Annotated in this window: 19 protein-coding genes; 17 read left to right on the forward strand and 2 right to left on the reverse strand. The window is 39.8% G+C overall.

The genetic code is table 11. The annotated features are described in order from the left end of the window. The first annotated feature begins 118 nt into the window (after window positions 1-118). From G588_RS0110425 to G588_RS0110445, 5 genes are all read left to right on the forward strand, one after another. Window positions 119-820, forward strand: coding sequence for a sugar transferase (locus tag G588_RS0110425; RefSeq protein WP_022778681.1), 702 nt, complete (start codon window positions 119-121; stop codon window positions 818-820). 179 nt (window positions 821-999) lie between these two features. Then, the gene (locus tag G588_RS0110430) at window positions 1000-3471 is read left to right on the forward strand and encodes a glycoside hydrolase family 2 TIM barrel-domain containing protein (protein ID WP_022778682.1); all 2472 of its coding nucleotides are present in this window, start codon (window positions 1000-1002) and stop codon (window positions 3469-3471) included. A gap of 122 nt (window positions 3472-3593) precedes the next feature. Further along, complete coding sequence (locus tag G588_RS0110435; RefSeq protein ID WP_022778683.1) at window positions 3594-4898, forward strand: ATP-binding protein; 1305 nt, start codon at window positions 3594-3596, stop codon at window positions 4896-4898. 187 nt (window positions 4899-5085) lie between these two features. Beyond that, complete coding sequence (locus G588_RS0110440; protein ID WP_022778684.1) at window positions 5086-5406, forward strand: rhodanese-like domain-containing protein; 321 nt, start codon at window positions 5086-5088, stop codon at window positions 5404-5406. Between the two features lie 58 nt (window positions 5407-5464). Beyond that, complete coding sequence (locus G588_RS0110445; protein ID WP_022778685.1) at window positions 5465-5725, forward strand: phosphoribosyltransferase family protein; 261 nt, start codon at window positions 5465-5467, stop codon at window positions 5723-5725. A gap of 21 nt (window positions 5726-5746) precedes the next feature. Here G588_RS0110445 and G588_RS22745 read toward each other — a convergent pair whose 3' ends face one another. Together G588_RS22745 and G588_RS22750 are read right to left on the reverse strand one after the other, a co-directional pair. Beyond that, the gene (locus tag G588_RS22745; RefSeq protein ID WP_022778686.1) at window positions 5747-6448 is read right to left on the reverse strand and encodes a DUF6884 domain-containing protein; all 702 of its coding nucleotides are present in this window, start codon (window positions 6446-6448) and stop codon (window positions 5747-5749) included. 98 nt (window positions 6449-6546) lie between these two features. Further along, a complete protein-coding gene (locus G588_RS22750; protein ID WP_196804972.1) occupies window positions 6547-6687 on the reverse strand; it encodes a hypothetical protein in 141 nt (46 codons plus the stop codon). 538 nt (window positions 6688-7225) lie between these two features. On the opposite strand from G588_RS22750, the gene G588_RS0110455 reads away from it, so the two are divergent. The 12 genes from G588_RS0110455 to G588_RS22500 all read left to right on the forward strand — a co-directional run bounded on the left by G588_RS0110455 (window position 7226) and on the right by G588_RS22500 (window position 20182). Beyond that, entirely contained in the window at window positions 7226-7966 is a 741-nt protein-coding gene (locus tag G588_RS0110455; RefSeq protein ID WP_022778687.1) for a sugar transferase, read from the forward strand. Window positions 7967-8004: 38 nt separating this feature from the next. Then, window positions 8005-9075: a glycosyltransferase gene (locus tag G588_RS0110460; RefSeq protein ID WP_022778688.1), complete on the forward strand. Its 1071-nt coding sequence runs from the start codon at window positions 8005-8007 to the stop codon at window positions 9073-9075. Window positions 9076-9083: 8 nt separating this feature from the next. Then, complete coding sequence (locus tag G588_RS0110465) at window positions 9084-10550, forward strand: B12-binding domain-containing radical SAM protein (RefSeq protein ID WP_022778689.1); 1467 nt, start codon at window positions 9084-9086, stop codon at window positions 10548-10550. A gap of 46 nt (window positions 10551-10596) precedes the next feature. Continuing rightward, the gene (locus G588_RS0110470) at window positions 10597-11715 is read left to right on the forward strand and encodes a glycosyltransferase (RefSeq protein ID WP_081644316.1); all 1119 of its coding nucleotides are present in this window, start codon (window positions 10597-10599) and stop codon (window positions 11713-11715) included. 25 nt (window positions 11716-11740) lie between these two features. Continuing rightward, complete coding sequence (locus G588_RS0110475; RefSeq protein WP_022778691.1) at window positions 11741-12724, forward strand: putative nucleotide-diphospho-sugar transferase; 984 nt, start codon at window positions 11741-11743, stop codon at window positions 12722-12724. 35 nt (window positions 12725-12759) lie between these two features. Beyond that, the gene (locus tag G588_RS0110480) at window positions 12760-14055 is read left to right on the forward strand and encodes an O-antigen polymerase (protein ID WP_022778692.1); all 1296 of its coding nucleotides are present in this window, start codon (window positions 12760-12762) and stop codon (window positions 14053-14055) included. A 31-nt stretch (window positions 14056-14086) separates the two neighbouring features. Beyond that, window positions 14087-14962: an ATP-grasp fold amidoligase family protein gene (locus G588_RS19890; RefSeq protein ID WP_022778693.1), complete on the forward strand. Its 876-nt coding sequence runs from the start codon at window positions 14087-14089 to the stop codon at window positions 14960-14962. After that, the gene (locus G588_RS0110490; protein WP_022778694.1) at window positions 14962-16386 is read left to right on the forward strand and encodes an oligosaccharide flippase family protein; all 1425 of its coding nucleotides are present in this window, start codon (window positions 14962-14964) and stop codon (window positions 16384-16386) included. Before G588_RS19890 ends, G588_RS0110490 begins: the two co-directional genes overlap by 1 nt. Before the next feature lie 230 nt (window positions 16387-16616). Beyond that, window positions 16617-17564 (forward strand): UDP-glucuronic acid decarboxylase family protein, encoded by a 948-nt coding sequence (locus G588_RS0110495; protein ID WP_022778695.1) that lies wholly within the window; start codon window positions 16617-16619, stop codon window positions 17562-17564. Between the two features lie 536 nt (window positions 17565-18100). Further along, window positions 18101-19468, forward strand: a complete 1368-nt coding sequence (locus G588_RS0110505; RefSeq protein WP_022778697.1) for an MFS transporter — start codon at window positions 18101-18103, stop codon at window positions 19466-19468. A gap of 188 nt (window positions 19469-19656) precedes the next feature. Further along, window positions 19657-19995: a HigA family addiction module antitoxin gene (locus G588_RS19895; RefSeq protein ID WP_022778698.1), complete on the forward strand. Its 339-nt coding sequence runs from the start codon at window positions 19657-19659 to the stop codon at window positions 19993-19995. 34 nt (window positions 19996-20029) lie between these two features. Beyond that, window positions 20030-20182 carry a hypothetical protein gene (locus G588_RS22500; protein WP_022778699.1) on the forward strand — a complete coding sequence of 51 codons (153 nt, stop codon included), beginning with the start codon at window positions 20030-20032 and terminating at the stop codon, window positions 20180-20182.

Genomic DNA, 20182 nt, shown 5'->3' on the forward strand with positions numbered 1-20182 from the left:
GATGTTTCTTGATTTCAAGAAAATATAAACGTTATAACGACTAAAACTATAAATAAATTGCAAAATATGCCGATGTATTAATTAGATACGCAATCAGAGCCTATGAGGGGGTTATGATATGGCAAAAACTGCGACACTTAGAGCGGAATCGTTAAGCGGCACCTGGGGCCGTAAGATCATCGAACTCAATTATCAGGAGATCTTTGATCACAAACCCAATATTTACAAATGGACGAAAAGAGCATTTGATATCATAGCGGCCAGTGTAGCCCTTGTGCTTCTTTCGCCGGTCTTTATTATTACAGCTCTGGCCATTATTCTTGAGGATGGCGGACCTGTATTTTTTACCCAGCAGAGAGCCGGTCAGAATATGAAGAGCTTCAAGATCTACAAGTTCAGGAGCATGTACAAGAATGCAGAATCACAGTTTGAACGGATGCAGGCCCAGAATGAACAGACGGGACATGCTTTCAAGATCAAAAACGATCCTAGAATAACCAGAGTGGGGAGATTTATCAGGAGATACTCCATTGATGAGCTTCCACAGCTCCTTAATATCATCAAAGGTGACATGAGCATTGTGGGGCCAAGACCCATTCTCTATAATCAGATGGAAGAGTGTAATGCCTACGAAAAACAGAGGCTCATCGCCAAACCCGGTCTTACCTGCTACTGGCAGGTCTGCGGAAGAGCCAAGATCAAATGGGACAGATGGGTTGAGCTGGATCTTCAGTATATTCAGGATATGAGTATTCTGAAGGATCTGGAGCTGATCTTCAGAACCTTCCCCGCCGTGTTTGGCAAGGACGGAGCATATTGATAGTACTAACTAAGCCCTTGGTGATGATGCACCGAGGGCTTTAACTATGCCTCAAAGGTGCCATAGCCGGTATTGAAATATGCATAAAAAAGTACTTTTCATATACTAAAAATGCATTGATAATTATAAGTATCGTAAACAAAACGGAAAAAAGTTTAAGGCAACAAGGGGGAAACAACATGAAAAGCATCTGTATTGACGACAAATGGTCCTTTAGAAGAGGTTTTGTGGATTCGCTGGGACTTCTTAAGGATATTCCGGGAAAAGAGGTGGACCTTCCCCACGATGGGATGATCGGAACCCCTGTCAGACCCGACGCGCCGGCAAAGTCCGACAGCGGATATTTTGTCGGCAATCTTTCAAGCTATACCAAGTACATAATGATCCCGAAGGAATGGGAGGGAGACTGCGTCGGACTTCAGATTGACGGCGCCATGATGAATGTGACAGTTGATGTTAACGGCTGCAAGGTGGGAGGTCAGCACTACGGCTATGCCCCTTTTTATCTGGATCTGACCAAATATATCTCCTTCGGAGAGGAGAACCGGGTCACCATCAACTGCAATACCACCATGCAGGTCAATTCCCGCTGGTACACGGGCTCTGGCCTTTACAGGGGAGCCCGGCTCCTTCACGGCCCCAGAGTTCACATAGTTCCTGACGGGATCCTTCTTCATACAAGGGAGGTCCGGGACGGCTATGCATTTATCGAAGCCCGTATCGAGACCGAAAACACAACCCTTGAGGACAGGCTTGCCCGGGTGACAGTGTCCCTGGCAAAAGAGGCCACCGGCGAAGTTGTGACTGATGTAAACAGAGTCATCAGAATCGGCGCAGGGGAAACAGAGACTGCCATATTGGCGATCAATCTAAAGGACCCCCTTTTGTGGGACTGTGACGAGCCAAATCTGTATAACGTCACGGTATCCCTGCAGAACCTTGGCACCTACAGGACCCATTTTATCCCTGAGGAAAACAGTACCCTGGACGAAGCCTCAACCCTTTTTGGAGTCAGGACCATCACTGCGGATGCGGTTTACGGCCTCAGGATCAACGGAAAAACTGTGAAGCTGAAGGGCGGCTGTCTTCATCATGATAACGGTCTTCTCGGCTCCGTATCTCTCTATGAGGCGGAAAAAAGAAAAATCGAAAAGCTAAAGGAAATCGGCTTTAATGCCGTAAGAACCGCCCACAACCCTCCCTCAGCTGCCCTCATCGAGGCCTGCGACAGGCTTGGAATGTACGTTTTTGACGAAGCCTTCGACGCCTGGGGAATTGCCAAGAGAAGCGGCGACTACAGCCAGTTTTTTGACAGCGACTGGAAAAAGGACATTTCCTCTTTTATAAAAAGAGACAGGAATCACCCCAGCGTCATCATCTGGTCCACTGGAAATGAAATACCGGAAAGGGGCGGCCTGAATAACGGATATTCCCTGGCTACCGACATTGCTCTTGAGATAAAAAAGTACGACCCCTACAGGCCTGTGAGCAACGGCATATGTACCCTCTGGAGCGGCTTGGATGATGCACTGATGGCCCATCAGTGCCAGAATCAGAACTCCTCCGAGGGCCTCTTTGATACCACCTGGGAGACGGTAACAGAGCCCTTTACCAATGGCCTTGACATAGTGGGCTACAACTACATGGAAGACATCTATGAGCGTGACCACGAGATGTTCCCGGAGAGGGTCATCCTGGGCTCCGAGAACTTCCCCAACCAGATAGGCTACAGATGGCCCATGGTGGAGAAGCTTCCCTATGTGATAGGCGATTTTACCTGGACCGCCTGGGACTATTTGGGAGAAGCCGGAATAGGCAAGGCTGCCTATGTGGATGAAAATGATGAGGATAATGAGATAAAAAGGACTAACGGCTGGGTGCTCATGCCGCCCTCCGGATCCCCCTATCCCTGGAGATGCGCCAACGACGCGGACTTTGACATCACCGGAAACAGAACCCCTCAGGGCGCCTACAGAAGCGTTGTCTGGGGTAGCGGCAGCACCCACCTCTTTTCTAAGGACCCTTCGAACTTTGGGAAAAAAGAAATCACCACCATGTGGGGGTTCCCTGAGCTTTTCTCAAGCTGGAACTACGAGGGATATGAAGGCCGGGACATAAGTCTGGCAGTATTTTCCAATGCCGATGAAGTCGAGCTTGTCCAAAACGGGAGATCCCTTGGAAAAAAAGCTGTGACCATGGACAGGCCCATGCCCTGCAGCGCAGTATTTGATACCAAATATGAGCCGGGAACAGTTGAAGCCATAAGCTACCGGGCAGGTAAAGCGGTGAGCAGGGATAAGCTTGTCACCACAGGAAAACCCGCCGCTTTAAAGCTCCTTCCGGAAAAGAGCAGCGCCGCCGCAGACGGACATGACCTCATATATGTTGGAATAGAAGTGGTGGACAGCGAGGGCTGTATTGTTCCCAATGCCGCCATAGATATAACCGGAGAGTGCAGCGGTTCCATGAGCCTTGCCGGCTTTGGATCGGCCAATCCCATTACGGAGGATGACTACACAGACGGCGAGACCATCACCTACAGGGGCCGCGCTCTGGCAATACTCCGCTCCGGATATGAGCCCGGAAAGTTCAGGCTGACTATCACCGGTGAAGGCCTTGGAGAAGCTGTTTTTGAAGGAAATATAGGTTGATAAAGTAACCTTCCCTTCATATGCCGTAAAATTCTAAAATGTTGATGACAAGTGCATTATTGTATTCTAAAATGTTGATATAAGCTACATAATTGTATTCTAAAATGTTGACAGGAGTAGCAATGAGAAGAAAGATATCAGCAGAACTAAAGGACTGGAGCGCATCCAAAGATAAGAAGTGCCTTATCGTACAGGGGGCCAGGCAGGTCGGCAAAACTTATTCTGTGGAGAGGTTTGCGGAAGCGAACTATGAAGAAGTAGTAGAAATAAACTTTAAGGAAATTCCATCTGCAGCAGACATTTTTGCCGGAGATTTATCGGTTGATACAATGGTAATGGCGATGAGGTTCCGTTTTCCCGAAAAGAAGATACTTCCCGGAAAGAGTCTTATCTTTTTGGATGAAATTCAGGAATGTCAGGAAGCTATCACTTCTCTGAAGTTCTGGGCAATAGATAATAGATATGATGTTATAGCGTCAGGATCACTTCTGGGTATTGATTATAAAAGAGCATCCTCATATCCTGTTGGATACGTAGATTACATTAAGATGAATGGGCTGGATTTTGAAGAGTTTTTATGGGGGCTTGGAGTCACCGATGATATGATTGATTCTCTTCGTGGTTACTTTGAAAGGAGAGAGGTGGTTCCGGAAGCAATCAATACGCAGATGATGAATTATTACAGGCATTATATTGCGACCGGGGGTATGCCTGAAGCTGTAAAGGAATACCTTGAATCCAAGGATTATAGAGCGGTGGACAAGATCCAACGTAGCCTGTTACAGGGCTATCAGTATGACATTGCCCATTATGCTCATGCGGAAGAGAAGGTTAAGGCTGAGAAGTGTTACTTATCACTTGCAAAGCAGCTCCTTGAAAAGGAAAATCATAAATTTCAATATAAAGAAGTAGAGCATGGCGGAAGAGCGCAGAAATATTTTTCAAGCATTGAATGGCTCCTGCGAGCGGATATCATCAGTCTATGCAAGTATGTGACGGATGTAAAATATGATCTTGAGGATTATGCCAGGGATGATTTTTTCAGGGCATATACTACAGACCTATCCTTGCTCATTGCCATGAAAGACTTCACATTAAAGCGGCATATCGTTGAAAATACTCTTTCAGGGAATACGAAAGGCGGTATTTATGAATGCGCAGTAGCAGATGCTCTGTATAAGAACGGATATTCTCTGTTTTTCTATAAGAATGAGACCACCAAGAGAGAGCTTGACTTTATTATCCAGAAAGAGGGAAGAGTTGTCCCGATAGAGGTAAAAAGCGGCAATACGCGAGCTACTTCTCTTAAAGCTTTTGTAAAGAACAAAGACGACATCGAATATGGGTATAAGTTTATTGATGGAAATATTGGTGTTGACGTGGAAGGAATAATTACCTTGCCATTATATATGGCTGCTTTTATGTAATAGATCAGTTTAAAGATAAAGTGCTGAAAGCGTAGATTTGATACAAAATCTACGCTTTTTTATGTGAAAAGAACAATATATGGGTTATAATTAATCTATATAATATTGCATTGTTGATGAGAAAGCGTGTTCGCGGAATTGACTTGGGGAATGCCCACTGTTGCGGTAAGCGGATATGGAGGAATTGATGGGACTTAAAGATCTTATAAAAAGAACTGACATTAATTCTGAAATAGAAAAGTACAAAGCCACGGCAGGTGCTGTTCTCCTAGATGTAAGGACCGAGGAAGAGTATAAAAACGGCCATATACCCGGGAGCATCAATCTGCCCGTGGAAGAAATTCAGAAAATCGAGGATGTCATTACCGATAAGAATGTCCCCGTTTTCGTATACTGCCTTAGAGGCGGAAGAGCCGGCCGTGCAGTGAAAATCATGCAGACCTTCGGATACAAGGATGTGAAGAATATTGGCGGGATCATGGCATATAAAGGACTGATAGTGAAGTGATAATATTATTTGCAAATTGTATTATAGAAAATTTAGTCGTAATTAATGTGGGGCTGGCATGAAAATTGACGCATTTTTTATGAATGAGAATGAAATAAAGCAGGATTGTATTGCATGGGCGGAAGAAATCGCCCAAAGCTACAAGCCTGATTTGATCATTTTCGTTGCTAAAAGTGGATTTTTGTTTGCAGAATCAATTGCAGATTATTTTAGTTGCCCTATGGCGTATGTTATTGCCAGCAGACCTGACAACAAAAAGAAAGATTTAAAAAAAATTATACCAGTATTACCCAAAATTAGTGACAGGCACTTTAGTTAAGCAAAGTGCCTGTCACTTTTATTAGAAATCTGTCATAGGTGAGGCTTGTTTAGCCAGATATTCCTGAAGAAATGATATTCTATCGCCAAGGGGTCGATTTCCGAGGGGGAGGGTTACGTGGGGCAGGTAATTAAGTAAGTACTGATAGTAGTTTTTTCCCGCCAAGATGATGAAGTCGGTGTTTTGAACATCACAGACCGAATTAAGCTGATCAAATACCATTTGCGACCAGCGTTGTATCTCTGCCGGCGATTTATCTTTAAGCGTTTCATCGTAGGGAGCTAAAACTTCATTCTCCCCAACAAGTCCGTACTTGGAGGAAAGGATATAGATACGGTCTGAATTTCTTTTGGCATATTCATAGGATAGGGAAAAAAGAGTGCTTGCGGAATAGAGCTCTTTTGCTTTGCAGGCATAGTCTTTTTTGAGCTTTGAGCATGAGATAAGGGCTATACGTTCGTGGGAACGCATAGCAGCGGTGTAAAAACGAACTGTTTTACCTCTTCTGTTTACCTGAGCTGTATAGCCGGCTTTTGTCCAGGCAGCTGCCTGGCTGTGCACGGATTTGGCATTTTCATCCGGATTGTCCCACCACATATCATACTTACTTGCAGACGCCGGCAATGCTCTGCCGAGGATTGATTCTATCTCCGCAAACGTGAGGGTTATTTCGTTCTGCCTGCATTTCTTAAGAAAATTATGCAAAGGATCATAGACGCCCATTTGAGTTACTCCTTTCAGAATCCGTATAAACACAAAGGGGATGCACACGGCATCCCCATAGATTATTATATCACTTTTTCGGTGTGGAATAGTGATTGCTATTTCCAGGAAAGTTCTAATTTCTTGCGGGAATCAGCGCAGTCCCACCTTAACGCAGCGACTACCGGGAAAGCAGCTGTGCCTGGCACCAACGCTACATCGTAATGCCCCATGGCTCTGGTAAATGTTGTGATGGTCATATATGTTGACAGTGCCTGGCACGGTATAAATCAATATAGCATCAACTGCTGCGGCGATTGTATTTTGTGATGCAATTTACTGCGGTGCGCTGGCACCATCATCATATTGCAATCTGTTATGACTACCGTTAGGCTGAGAATGCTTTATCTGCTTATGATTCCTGTAAGTGGAGCCAGGCACCGCTTCGTTTCCCGTATGTGAAAGTAAGCCAATGGGGACGGTTCTCGATGGTGCAGTTTCTCATGCATCAGCAAGAACTGTCCCTAGTGGCGACCGGGTGGTGATAGATCATTGAATTAGTGATAGGAATTGAAAATTGTTTAGCATGAAAGGTGTAGGTTTCGGAATTGGCACGAAATCTACGCTTTTTCTATGACAAATATCAATATTTAGACTATAATAATACTATGAATAAAACATTAGTGAGATAAATTTCTTATAAATCTCAATCTCATTTACTTAAATTAGTATAAAATATGCCGATATACAATTAAAGACATGGAGTTTTATGCTAGAATTAGCTTGTGAGGGCGAGATATGCTAGTTGAATACAATAATACAGAAGTTGTTAATGGTCAGGCTATAGCGTTAGAGCGTGAAGCTAATATCAATAACCCGGATTTTCAGTCAGAAGCAGACGCTATAAGCTCTGTGACAGCTAATGTTAAAGGAAAAATTGTATATAGGATGATAAAAAGAGCGTTTGACGTGGTTGCGTCATTGCTGGGATTGATAATCTTAGCTCCGCTTTTTTTAGTTGTGGCTATTCTAATCAAAAAGGAAGATGGAGGCCCTGTCTTTTTTGTTCAGGAAAGAACCGGATTAAATAATAAGCCGTTTAAAATGTATAAATTCCGAACAATGTGTGAGAATGCAGCTGAGATGCATAAGTTTCTCTTAGAGCAGAATGAGCTTGATGGACCTGCTTTTAAAATGAAGCATGATCCCAGAATTACACGAATAGGCAAAGTTCTCAGAAAGACAAGCATAGACGAACTTCCGCAACTCCTTAATATTTTGAAGGGTGAAATGTCAGTAGTTGGTCCAAGGCCTCTTCCTGTATACGAAACAGATCAGATGACTCCATTCCAGATGACAAGGCATCTTGTTAAACCCGGTCTCACATGCTATTGGCAGGTTATGGGCCGCACCGAAGTCCCTTTTGAAGAGTGGATGGAACTTGATCAGAAGTATCTTCAAAAGAGAAGTGTTGCTACTGATATCGGACTTATTATTATGACATTCAGAGCGCTGAAGGCAGGGGATGGCGCGTATTAGTATCAGATTAAAATGAACAGTATGGGAGAAAGTATTGTATGCCAGAATTATCTATTGTGATTCCGGTCTTTAATGGGGAGAAATATGTTCAAATGTGTTACGAAGGTATAGCTTCCCAATCATTTAAGGACTGGGAAGCTATTTTTGTTGATGATGGGTCAAAAGACAATTCACCGGCAATTCTAGATAAGATAGCAGAACAGGATGAGAGAGTAGCAGTAATCCACAAGGAAAATGGTGGTACTGCCACTGCCAGAAATGCAGGACTTAATGTGGCAACAGGGAAATATATAACTTTTCTTGATTGCGATGATGAAATTAAAGAAGACATGTATGAAAAAATGGTTAGTTTGATGAATTCAACTCAGGCGGACATGGGGGTATGTGGATTCTATTATAAATTGGAAAAAGAAAACAATGGGGAATCCGAGACTACTTATCTTGAGGAAAAGTACTATCCTTCCAGTGTCTACAAAACTCCCGAAGAAATAAAAGAACATTTAGTAGATATGTGGGATTCAGATCTACTATCGAATGTATGGAATAAGCTCTATAGGATGGATCTTATCAGGGAAGAGAATCTTCGCTATAGAGATGGTCACGTCTATACTGAAGACAGAGTGTTTAATAGGCAGTTTATTGAGAATTGCAATAGCATAGCATTTACAAATGAATGCCTTTATTACTATGTCAGAGAGCGAGTAGGGTCTACTACTGAGAAATACAGGGACGATTCTTTTATCATTAGAAATAAGGAATACAATGAGTTTACTGCGCATTATAAAAAGCTTGGGATTTGGGACAACAAGTCCAGAGAGTATACCAGTCGTGAATTCATAGAAAGAATTGCAGGTTGTATCGAGAATGTATTTCACGCAGGCAAGAATCTGACAACCAAGCAGAAATACGACAGCATTAAGAGTATGGTACAACATCCTGATACTAGGGAAGCTATTAAGTACGCAAGATGTCGTTCAAAAAAGATGAGGGTATTTGTCCTTCCTATCAGATGGAATTGGACTCCGGGTGCATATTTGATGGGATATACGATTTATACAATCAGAAGCAAGAACCCAGTTCTATTTCATAAACTAAAAAGTGCCAGATGAGGAAGTAAATGAAAGTATTCTTTGTAAATCCACCATTCAAATCTGAATATGGCAAGTTTTCGAGAGAACAACGAAGTCCTGCTATCACTAAGTCTGGGTGCTTCTATTATCCTCTTTGGCTTATCTACGCAGCTGCTAGATTGGAAAAAGAAGGATTTGAAGTGGAATTCTTGGATGCACCAGCCAAGCAGCTTTCGGAAGAAGATGCATTGGAGATTATAAAAGCAAAAGGTGCAGATACGAGACTTTTTGTGGTGGATTCAACAACACCATCGATTTATAATGATGTTTCTTTTGCGGGTAAGATTAAGAATTTGTTCCCTTCTGCTTTATTAGGCCTAGTGGGGACACATGTTTCTGTAAGAGCTGATGAAACCTTAGATTTGAATGAGGCAATAGACTTTGTTGCCAGAAAAGAATATGATCTGACAATTGAAGATATAGCGAAAGCGCTTAAGTCAGGTATTAATTGGAAAACTGTGAAGGGAATTACTTATCGTGAATCTGATGGTAGAAAAATCAGTAATGACGATATGCCTTATATCACCGATATGGACAGTGTTCCTTTTGCTTCAGAGTTTATCAAAAGCCATTTGGATGTGAAAGATTATTTTCAGCCAGTGGCAACATATCCAGAAATCCAGATTTTTACTGGAAGAGGATGCCCGTTTTACTGTAACTTTTGTTTGTATCCTCAGACAATGCATGGACATCAATACAGATATAGAAGTCCACAGAATATTGTAGCAGAGTTCGAATACATAGTAGAAAACTTTCCTGAGGTAAAAGAGGTTGTAATCGAGGATGATACCTTTACAGCTGATGTAGACAGAGTAAAGAAATTCTGTTCTCTGATTAGAGAAAAAGGAATCAACAAGAAAATCAGATGGATGTGTAATTCCAGAGTTACTTTAGATTATGAGACTATGGTGCTCATGAAAAAAGCTGGTTGTAGGTTGCTTTTGCCAGGTTTTGAAAGTGGAAGCCAGCAAATTCTTAACAATATCAAAAAAGGTACTAAAGTTGAGCAGTTCAAGCCATTTGTTGATAATGCCAGAAAAGCCGGTATGCAAGTGCATGGCTGTTTTATAGTTGGCAACAAGGGTGAAACAAGAAATACAATGAAAGAAACCCTGAATGTCGCATTAACACTTAAACTTGATACGGCACAGTTTTATCCATTAATGCCATTTCCCGGAACGGAAGCCTATGACTGGGCGGTATCACAAGGTTATTTAAGTGGAAAGTATACAGATTATCTGAAAGAAGATGGCAACCATAATACAAGCATGCACATAGACGATATTTCAGCAGAGGAACTGGTGGAGTTCTGCAATTATTGCAGACGAAAATTCTACTTGAGACCTTGGTATATCGGGCATAGGATGTGGATGAGTGTAAAGAGCCTTGATGATATGAAGAGAAGCTTGAAGGCGTTCGGACGGTTTAAGGAATTTTTATTCAAGAGAGCGTGAATAGTAAACGACAATTGTTTGTTGTGATTTATTGAAATTGAGAAAAATGATGAAAATAGTGCTGTTTACTGATGTTTGGGTAGCTGGAGGCATCTCAAAATATATATCAGACATAACAACTAAGATTGATATAAATGCTTTCTCTTGTGTAGTCTTGACAACGCAAGTTAAAACATCAATGTTCTTGGATGAAATCGAAAAAAACTGTGGATGCGTACAAGTACTTTCAGAGAAAGCATATGATGATCCTATAAAGCGTGTTATTTCAGGGCTATTGAGCTTTGAAAATGCAATGAAAGATATAAAGCCTGATGTTCTTCATATCCATGCGTCAAATGGAACAATGTTTTTATATGCATATTTGGCAAAGAAAGCAGGTGTAAAAAATGTAATAGTTCATTCCCATAACACGGATTTTGGTGATGGACATCGTATTATAAAGCGAATTGGACACGAGGGTGGGAAATATATATTCCAAAAATATGCAGATGAAAGAATTGCTTGCTCTAGAATGGCGAGTGAATGGCTATTTACAAAGAAAAACCAGAAAAATGTCAAGATCATTAAATGCTTTGTTGACACAGATAGATTTCAATTTAATGAAATGGACAGACGTATAATTCGAAAAATGTATGATATAGATGAAAGCACGATAATCTATTTGAATGTCGGACGATTTAATTATCAAAAAAATCAGCTGTTTTTACTTGATGTATTTAAAAAAATCATACAAAAACAAGAAGCGTATTTATTTATGATTGGTGAGGGGGAATTACAAGAGGCAATATTAAAAAAAATAAAGGATAATAATATAGAAAACAGAGTGATTATTGTTGGAACTACGCCAAAAGTTGAACAATATATGTCTGCTGCAGATATTTTTATTTTGCCATCATTATTTGAGGGGAACCCAATAACGTCTATTGAGGCACAGGCCTCTGGATTAGAATGTTTCTTGTCAGATACAATTACGAATGAAGCAAAGATAATTGATGACTTGCATTATATTGATATTAGGAATGTTTCTGGTTGCGCAGATTCCATTTTAAACAAGCCTGCTAGAAAGAGAAATAGGCTGGAGTATGCTGGTATTGTCCGAAGATCTGGGTATGATGTCGAATTACAAGTAGATGAATTGGCTAGAATATACATGGCAGGAATTTGAGCAATATTTTATAGGGATTGTACTTATGAGAATTGTATATGTTTTGGTATCAGATAGTGAAGATATATATTATGAAGAATGCATGATTTCTATAAAGTCGATAAAAACGAATAAAATAGATGCTGAAATATTCGTGGTTATGGACGATGATACTTTTGAAGGGTTAATAGGGAAAAGAAGTGAGATTAAGAAGTATGCTATAATTAAGCATTTGCCGTTTGAAAGTGGTGTCAAAAAAAGAATTAGAAGTAGAGTACTGAAAACGTCAATCAGAGAATTGATTGAAGGTTCTTTTTTATATGTGGATACTGATACTGTCTTTTGTGAAAAAATTGAAGCGGATAGTTTTCGTGATATTCCCGATATAGGAATGGTTCTTGATAAACATACAAGTATAGATTTGTACTATAACAAGCAGTTTTATTATAAAAACGCTGAAAGATTGGGGTTTTCTGTCGGATATCAAGGAAAACATTATAATAGTGGTGTGTTTTGGGTAAATGACACTGCAGAATCTAGACATTTTTTTAAAAGGTGGAAAGAATTATATTTGTATTCTGTTAAGAAGAAAATATTTACTGACCAAACTAGTTTAAATGAAGCCAATTTTGACTTCGATGGCATAATCACAGAGTTGCCAGGAGAGTGGAATGTGCAGGTTGATACAGGGATTAATTATATTCACAATGCGAAGATTATCCACTATGTTGGCTATAGTCCAAGACATAAACATGGAGATATAAGGATGAGTGTGCCATATGGTTTATGTGATTATCAGTTATTTATGCAGTATAAGGAAACAGGCCTGTTTTCAAAAGAATTGCTAGAAATCATAAATAATCCAAAAAGTGGTTTTAAAAATGTATATATTATAGCTGACGATTGTGCTGCATATAGAGTTCTGGGATCATATCAGTTTAAGGTTATAAGATTATTACAAATTAGAGCTAGAGTGTTGTATGAAGGAATAGAGAGAATACTACGATTAGTTATTGAACCATTTATATGATGAAATGATTTAAGCATAATAGAGGTTTTCTTATTATGGAACTATTAGCTATAGCAATATTAGGGGTTCATTTTATTGTCGTCCTAACATTAAGCAGATTTAGGATAAATATGATTGTTTCATTTAATGGCATGTGGTTCATTATGGCATTACTAAGATGGCTTAATTTATGCAATTTTTATGAAATCGAGATAAGAACATATTGGATTTTGGTTCTTGGCGTAGTATGTTTCAACATTGGTTATATTCTATTATTTCGATTACGTGGAATTTCTTTTGTAGGTATAAAAATAGAATCTAGAAGTGTAGTAAATGAACCGATTCTTTTCGGGGTAATGATTGTACATACTGTAATCAATATTATATATGCTAGTAGAATGGTGCCATTTATTCTTAGTGGATATAGTCTGGGTCAGATAAGAGCAATATTCCAAGGATATGATGATTCTGTAAGATTCTATACAGGCCAAGGTATGCACAGAGCTTGGTCATACTTTGTTAGCCCTTGGATTATGGTTTTTACATGCGTTATCATTTATTCACTTTTTTCAAAAAGGCGATTTCGGATTTCAGTATACGTTTTGTATATAGTTGATATGGTTGCATATATGCTGTATACAGCTAGCCGTGCAACTATTTTTAATATTATGATTTTTGCATTTGTTTATTTCTTTGTGTACTTTGATGAAATCAACCAAAAGAAAAAGTTTTATTTTTATATAGCTATTTTTATGATTTTAGCTATTGTGTTGATACTTACATATATGAGTTTTGGAAATAGGAAGGTCGGCGTTTATAAAGCATTTAAAGGATTGGGGTCATTATATGTGTATGCAAGTGGACCAATATCTTTATTAGATATGTTCATTAAAGATGCAGACAAACGAGAAATAACAACATATGGTGCAGCGGCTTTTTACCCGATAATAAGGATAATAAATGCGTTTAGAGTAGTGCTGGGAATGAAAAAATCTGATATATGCTTATTTGTAGAAAAAATACTCAATCAAAAAGAAGTTTTTAGATATGTGGCGCCAAAGGTATATTTTAATGCGTATGGAACCTTGTTTTACGAATTGTATTTAGATTTTAGGTGGGTAGGAATAATAGTTGGTTGCATATTCTATGGAGGAATGACATATCGTATAGAGCAAGTATGGTTTAAAAGAAAAGATTCTGAAAGAAAAATGATATTAGGTGGATTATTCGCTGTCTCGTTTGTATATTCGATAGTTAGATGGCATTTCTCTTTTATGCCTTATATCTTATGTTTCATATATGCCTTTTTTCTATGTAATAGAATAAAGTTTACCATAACAAACAATAGTTGATAACCAAATGCTTGGAGTATTGTTCGAAAGAATGGAGAAGATTAGTTTTTATATAAAAAAAGCAATGCCAGAAATACTATATCCATTGTACATAGAGTATAAATACAAACAGGTATTTGGTGTACGATGCAATCTGAAAAATCCAGTTAAGTATACTGAAAAGATGCAATGGGCAAAACTTTATAGGCGAAATGAATTGTTGACGACGTTAACAGATAAAGTAGCTGTAAGGGAATGGGTAGCAAATAGAATAGGTAAGGAATATTTAATTCCGACTATAGGAGATGTTTTCACTAATGCTGATGATATAAGATTTGATAGCTTGCCTCAAAGATACGTTATAAAGACTAATAATGGAAGTGGTTTCAATATAATAGTAAATGATAACGAGACCGTGAATATTAGAAAAGTCAAAAAGAAATTGAATGGTTGGTTATCATGCAATTATGCCTATACACTTTTTGAACTACAGTATAAGGATATAAAGCCCAAGATATATATTGAGGAGAACTTATTGTCGGATGAAATGATTGATATGCCGGATTACAAGTTTTTTTGTTTTGGAGGAAAAGTATTCTGTTCATATACACGAACAGAATATACAAATCATTCAGATGGGAAATTAGGATTCTTTGATAGAGATTATAAACTAATGCCGTACCATAGAAGCGATTATGCCCCCTTAACAAAGCAATTGGAGAAACCAAAAAATTATGAATTAATGGTTGAATTGGCAGAAAAGCTGTCTTTTGGTTTTTCTCACGTGCGGGTAGATTTGTATAATATTGGCGGCAAGGTGTATTTTGGAGAAATGACATTTACTAATGCGGGTGGATTGTGTCAGTTTGAACCCGATGAATTTGATAGAATTCTTGGTGATCAGTGGAATCTAAATTCGGGAATATAATGATAAATACACGAATTAAAACAAACTTCATATTCAATGCTATTTATGAGCTATCGGGGATAATTATTCCGTTAGTAACACTGCCATATTTAACTAGAACAATACAAGCTGGAGGGCTTGGAGAGTTTTCTTTCGCATATTCTGTGGCTTATTATTTCTATATTTTTATAAGACTTGGCCTTCATAGTTATGGGAATCGAACAATAGCGTATATCAAGGATGATGAGATTGCTCTTTCAAGAGTGTTTTTTGAGCTGTATGTGTTTCAAGCTTTCATGGGGATAGTAATAACAGCGATTTATCTGGGGTACTGCTTTTTATTTGCTATAAATAAAGAACTTGCTTTCATTTCGGCATTTATAGTGTTAAGTGGAGGAATTGATTTAACATGGGCACTATATGGTCTTGAAGAATTCAGACTTACATCTGTTCGAGATGTATTAACTAAAATAGGTGCGGCAGTGTGCGTATTTGCGTTCGTGAAGAATTCAGATGATGTTTGGAAATATTCTTTAATATATTGCTCGAGTTTTTTTTTCAGGCAGTTAATATCATTGCCAATTGTTATGAGAAAGGTTCATTTTATAAAGCCTACGGTTTCTGGAGTATTATCACATATCAAATCAAATATGATTCTTTTTTTGCCTACAATAGCAGTAAGTATATATAAGACTATGGATAAAATAATGCTTGGTGCAATGTCAAATGATAAAGAATTAGGGTATTATCATGCAAGTGAGAATGTAATTATGGTTCCTCTTGCGCTTATAACTGCTCTTGGAACTGTAATGCTTCCAAGGATATCTAATATGTTATCAAATGAAGAATCTAGTAAAGAAACAGAAGATTTATTTAGTAAATCGATTGTTTTTGATATGTTCATTTCATCATCTATTTGTTTTGGAATTATGACTGTATCAAAGGAATTTGTGCAGGTATTTTTTGGAAAAGGGTTTGAAAAGTGTAACAAGATTTTTCTGATCATTTTGCCTAGTTGCATATTCTTAGCATTTGCCAACGTGATAAGGACACAATATTTATTACCTAGGAAAAAAGATAGACTATTTGTTTTATCGTTGTTTTCAGGAGCTATTATCAACTTAATACTTAATATAATTCTAATACCTAAGTATGAGTCTATTGGAGCAGCAATAGGAACGCTTACTGCAGAGGCTATGGTTTGTATTGTTCAAGCGGCATATGTATATAAAACTGCCAAAATTGGGGAAAACCTTAGAAAATCAGTTCCGTACTTGATTTCTGGAATACTTATGTATGTGCTGTTTCGGGGATATTCACCTGCAGTCAATAATAGTATATTGGCTCTTTTTATTAAAATCCTCATAAGTGGTTTTTTTTATCTTTTGATGCTTGGAGTACAACTGCGGCTTAGGAAGTTATATTCTAATATTTTGGGAAGATAATCCTTCTGAGCTAATGTAATAACTTGGTGTGAAAATTAGTTGCATGTGGAGTGTATATTGCGTCCTGTATAATTGTACTAGTCGTTAATAAGATATTGGATTTACTAGAAGCTGATGGGCAAATATTTTTCCTCAGGTATTTGCAAGGATGTATTTGGATTAGTTGAAAAATGAAATGAGAGAGATTATTAAAGCTATTTAAGATTAGTCAATCTTGAGGGGGAACGACTATGCAGCGTAAACGAATATTAGTAACCGGTGGAGCTGGCTTTTTAGGCTCACACTTATGTGAGAAGCTACTAGATCTGGGAAATGATGTTATCTGCGTCGATAATCTTTTTACTGGAAGCAAGGACAACATCCGTCATCTAATGGACAATAATTATTTTGAATTCATTAGACATGATGTGACTCAGCCTCTTTATGTTGAGGTTGACCAGATCTACAATTTGGCGTGTCCTGCGAGCCCTATCCATTATCAGCATGATCCCATTGCAACAGGCAAGACTTCTATTATGGGAGCATTAAACTCGCTTGGCCTTGCAAAGAGGTGCAATGCAAGGATCCTTCAAGCTAGTACCAGTGAAGTATATGGAGACCCAGAAATTCATCCACAGCCGGAGACGTATAGAGGCTGTGTTAATCCTATAGGTCCGCGCTCCTGCTATGATGAAGGGAAAAGAATGGCTGAAACACTCTTTTTTGACTATCATAGGCAGCATGGAGTGGATATTAAGGTTATTCGTATTTTCAATACCTATGGCCCTAGGATGAGTGCTCATGACGGAAGAGTAGTGTCTAACTTCATTGTTCAGGCACTTAACAATGAAGACATCACGATCTACGGTGATGGCAAGCAGACCAGAAGCTTTTGTTATGTTGATGATCTTATTGATGGAATGATCAAGATGATGAACAGCAGGGATGGTTTCACCGGGCCTGTTAACATTGGAAATCCAGGTGAGTTTACTATGTTGGAACTTGCTGAGCTTGTGATAAAACTTGCAGGATCGGATTCAAAGATTGTGTATAAGCCTCTTCCGCAAGACGATCCATTGCAGAGGCAACCTGTAATAGATTTAGCCAAAAAAGAACTTGACTGGAAGCCGACGATTAGTCTGGAAGAGGGACTTGCCAGGACTATTGAGTACTTTAGGATATTGCTTGGAATCTATTGAGGTTGTTTTGGGGAGATTCGGGACAGTCCCCAAGTAGATTTTGTGAACACTAAACATCGTTCAATGTGCCACGAAATAAGAATCATCGTCAAAGCGAACATATATTCGGCATAATAATTGCATGGTGCTACCTAAACGGTGGCGGTTAGTCCTCTATCAGGGAGTACAAGCCCTGTGTACATAGAACCCATATGGGAATATCTATAGGAGGAAAGGCTCTATGCTAACAATGGAAGGCATGATTGCAATTATTGCGCTTAGTGCAACGATGTTCGGTCTTGGCTATTCCATTGGCAGGAATAGCAGACATTAAAATAACCGCCCCCAGTCTGCAAACTTAGGCGGTTATTCAAACCAAATAATTTCAGGCTAACCGTTGCTGTACGGGTAGCACCTTTTTTATAACTATATGATAGCATAACCGGTCGCAATTGCAAGTTTGCGGGAGGATGATTTGAAATCCAGGGTTACTGTTCAGACAGAAATGCGCACTCTGCTGCGCATTTCGTGAGAAAGTGATTCAGGAGTGAGAGAATATGCAGACTACTAAAGGGGAACGAATCAGCTACTATCTCTATTTCTTTGGTCAGAATATGTTTTACATCATTATCGCAAGCTTCACTTCGATTTTTCTTCTTAATCACGGAGTGAGCGAAACTGCGGCGGCATCGGTGATCTTTGCGCCCCAGATCTGGGACGTTATCAATGATGTGATCTTTGGCAGGATAGTGGACAAGTGCCGTTTTAAGAGTGGCAAATTCCTGCCCTGGGTAAGGGTGTCCTGGCTGTTGATACCGCTGACAACCATATTTATCTACAGTATGCCGGACAGCATAAGTGTTTCCGCCAAATGCGCCTGGGTTGTGGTGGGATACTGCCTGTGGTCGGTGGCCTATACCATGTGTGATACGCCTATCTACGCACTTTCCACCGCCATGACTGACAATGTAACAGAGCGCAATACGATTCTGTCCATATCCAGGGTGTCCGGAACGGCAGCAGCGGTTATCGCAACTCTGGCTATTGAGGGGCTATACACCGGCCTTGGCTGGCGGCTTCTGGCAATCCTTCTGTCCATAGTTTCCATGGCGATGATGTTTCCGATTCTTATTGTGGGAAAAGAGAGAAATGCCGGCAAGTCAGAAGGCGCCGCAACCTTCGGGGACATGATAAGAGCCCTTGCGGGAAACAAATATCTGATATTATTCTACGTGGCTTTTTTTCTCGTGGGTGTAACTAATACGGCTCAGACCGTTATCCCTACCTTTGCCCAGTACGTTTTGGGCGACACGGAAAAAGGCACTGTTCTGCTGGCTATGGCGATTCTACCAGCAATAGTTGTCGCAGCTTTTATCCCTGCTTTGTGCAAAAAAATCGATAAATTCTGGCTGTACATCGGCTGCCTTGTGATATTTGTTGTGGCCTCTGTCGTACAGTTTTTTACCGGATATGAAAATGATATTCCGCTGTATGTGACCATGGCGCTAAGGGGCGTGGGACTTGTTGGCTACAACGTTCTTGTTTACATGTTTACTCCTGACTGCGTTGAGTATGGCCAGTACAAGACGGGCGTAAGGCAGGAGGGAATCACTTTTTCCATCCAGACCTGTGTTACCAAGCTCTCCGGCGCGCTTATGAGCAGTATGTCGCTGCTACTTCTGGCGCTCTTTGGCTTCAGCGCTGCCAATGCGGATGCCGTGACCGGCGTAGTGGATGCAAGGGGAGCCTATGGCTGCTGGAATGTCCTGACCTGGATAAGCGCCATCGGGCCGGTTATTGCCATTATAATCCTTGTTACCGGCTATAAGCTTCGCGACGACATAGTCGATAAGATGGCTAGATGCAATGCAGGGGAGATAACAAGAAAAGATTGCGAGGAAGAACTGAAGGGAGCAGAGCTGTAATGTTGGCTGTTGAGAGGGAAAACAGCTAAATCATGCGATTTGAATATGACTGATTGACGTGTATATGCGTTGCATGTATAATTGCATTATGATCAAAACATTTGCTGACAAAGAAACTGAGAAGATATTTAATCAAACATATTCAAAGGCACTTTAGAGATAGTTGATTATCATTAGGGAGACAGATGATGACTAAGAGAATTGAGACTCCAACCGTAGGAGAAATATTAAAAGAAGAGTTTATGGATCCATATGGAATATCTGCGTACAAACTCGCTCAGGATATTAAGGTTCCTACATCAAGAATACAGGATATTCTTCATGGTCGCAGGAAGATTACTGTAGATACATCACTTAGACTTGCCAAGTATTTTGATGTTTCAGACAGATATTTTCTGGATATTCAGGATGATATTGATATACGTAATGCCAAGCTGGAACTTAGAGTTGAGATTATGGGGATTTCTAAATGTGAGTATCTATGCGAAATTGAGGTACCAAAGAAGCCTGAAGTGGTAAGTGAGTAACTAATTACGAGCTTAGACGATAAGAGGATAGCCTATGGAACGAAAAAAGGAGCTTCCGAAAGAGCAGAAGAAGCAAGAAATAAAGATAAAAGAGAACCCCAAAGCTGCAGCTCTTAAGAGAGCCCCTGACGAGGTTATCGCCAAGGCTATTCATGAGGCGCTTTCCAAGGGGAAGGTGGATCATTGA

Origin of the sequence: Butyrivibrio sp. AE3009 (assembly GCF_000420845.1) — a bacterium.
In the GTDB taxonomy this organism is placed as follows: domain Bacteria; phylum Bacillota; class Clostridia; order Lachnospirales; family Lachnospiraceae; genus Butyrivibrio.

Bases quoted from the DNA above. Each gene is read 5' to 3' on its own strand.
- G588_RS0110460 (WP_022778688.1), top strand. From the start codon at position 8,005: ATGCCAGAATTATCTATTGTGATTCCGGTCTTTAATGGGGAGAAATAT.
- G588_RS0110445 (WP_022778685.1), top strand. From the start codon at position 5,465: ATGAAAATTGACGCATTTTTTATGAATGAGAATGAAATAAAGCAGGAT.
- G588_RS0110430 (WP_022778682.1), top strand. From the start codon at position 1,000: ATGAAAAGCATCTGTATTGACGACAAATGGTCCTTTAGAAGAGGTTTT.
- G588_RS19890 (WP_022778693.1), top strand. From the start codon at position 14,087: ATGGAGAAGATTAGTTTTTATATAAAAAAAGCAATGCCAGAAATACTA.
- G588_RS22750 (WP_196804972.1), bottom strand. From the start codon at position 6,687: ATGACCATCACAACATTTACCAGAGCCATGGGGCATTACGATGTAGCG.
- G588_RS0110455 (WP_022778687.1), top strand. From the start codon at position 7,226: ATGCTAGTTGAATACAATAATACAGAAGTTGTTAATGGTCAGGCTATA.
- G588_RS0110480 (WP_022778692.1), top strand. From the start codon at position 12,760: ATGGAACTATTAGCTATAGCAATATTAGGGGTTCATTTTATTGTCGTC.
- G588_RS0110505 (WP_022778697.1), top strand. From the start codon at position 18,101: ATGCAGACTACTAAAGGGGAACGAATCAGCTACTATCTCTATTTCTTT.
- G588_RS19895 (WP_022778698.1), top strand. From the start codon at position 19,657: ATGACTAAGAGAATTGAGACTCCAACCGTAGGAGAAATATTAAAAGAA.
- G588_RS0110435 (WP_022778683.1), top strand. From the start codon at position 3,594: ATGAGAAGAAAGATATCAGCAGAACTAAAGGACTGGAGCGCATCCAAA.
- G588_RS0110495 (WP_022778695.1), top strand. From the start codon at position 16,617: ATGCAGCGTAAACGAATATTAGTAACCGGTGGAGCTGGCTTTTTAGGC.
- G588_RS0110490 (WP_022778694.1), top strand. From the start codon at position 14,962: ATGATAAATACACGAATTAAAACAAACTTCATATTCAATGCTATTTAT.
- G588_RS0110475 (WP_022778691.1), top strand. From the start codon at position 11,741: ATGAGAATTGTATATGTTTTGGTATCAGATAGTGAAGATATATATTAT.
- G588_RS0110440 (WP_022778684.1), top strand. From the start codon at position 5,086: ATGGGACTTAAAGATCTTATAAAAAGAACTGACATTAATTCTGAAATA.
- G588_RS22500 (WP_022778699.1), top strand. From the start codon at position 20,030: ATGGAACGAAAAAAGGAGCTTCCGAAAGAGCAGAAGAAGCAAGAAATA.
- G588_RS0110470 (WP_081644316.1), top strand. From the start codon at position 10,597: ATGATGAAAATAGTGCTGTTTACTGATGTTTGGGTAGCTGGAGGCATC.
- G588_RS0110425 (WP_022778681.1), top strand. From the start codon at position 119: ATGGCAAAAACTGCGACACTTAGAGCGGAATCGTTAAGCGGCACCTGG.
- G588_RS0110465 (WP_022778689.1), top strand. From the start codon at position 9,084: ATGAAAGTATTCTTTGTAAATCCACCATTCAAATCTGAATATGGCAAG.
- G588_RS22745 (WP_022778686.1), bottom strand. From the start codon at position 6,448: ATGGGCGTCTATGATCCTTTGCATAATTTTCTTAAGAAATGCAGGCAG.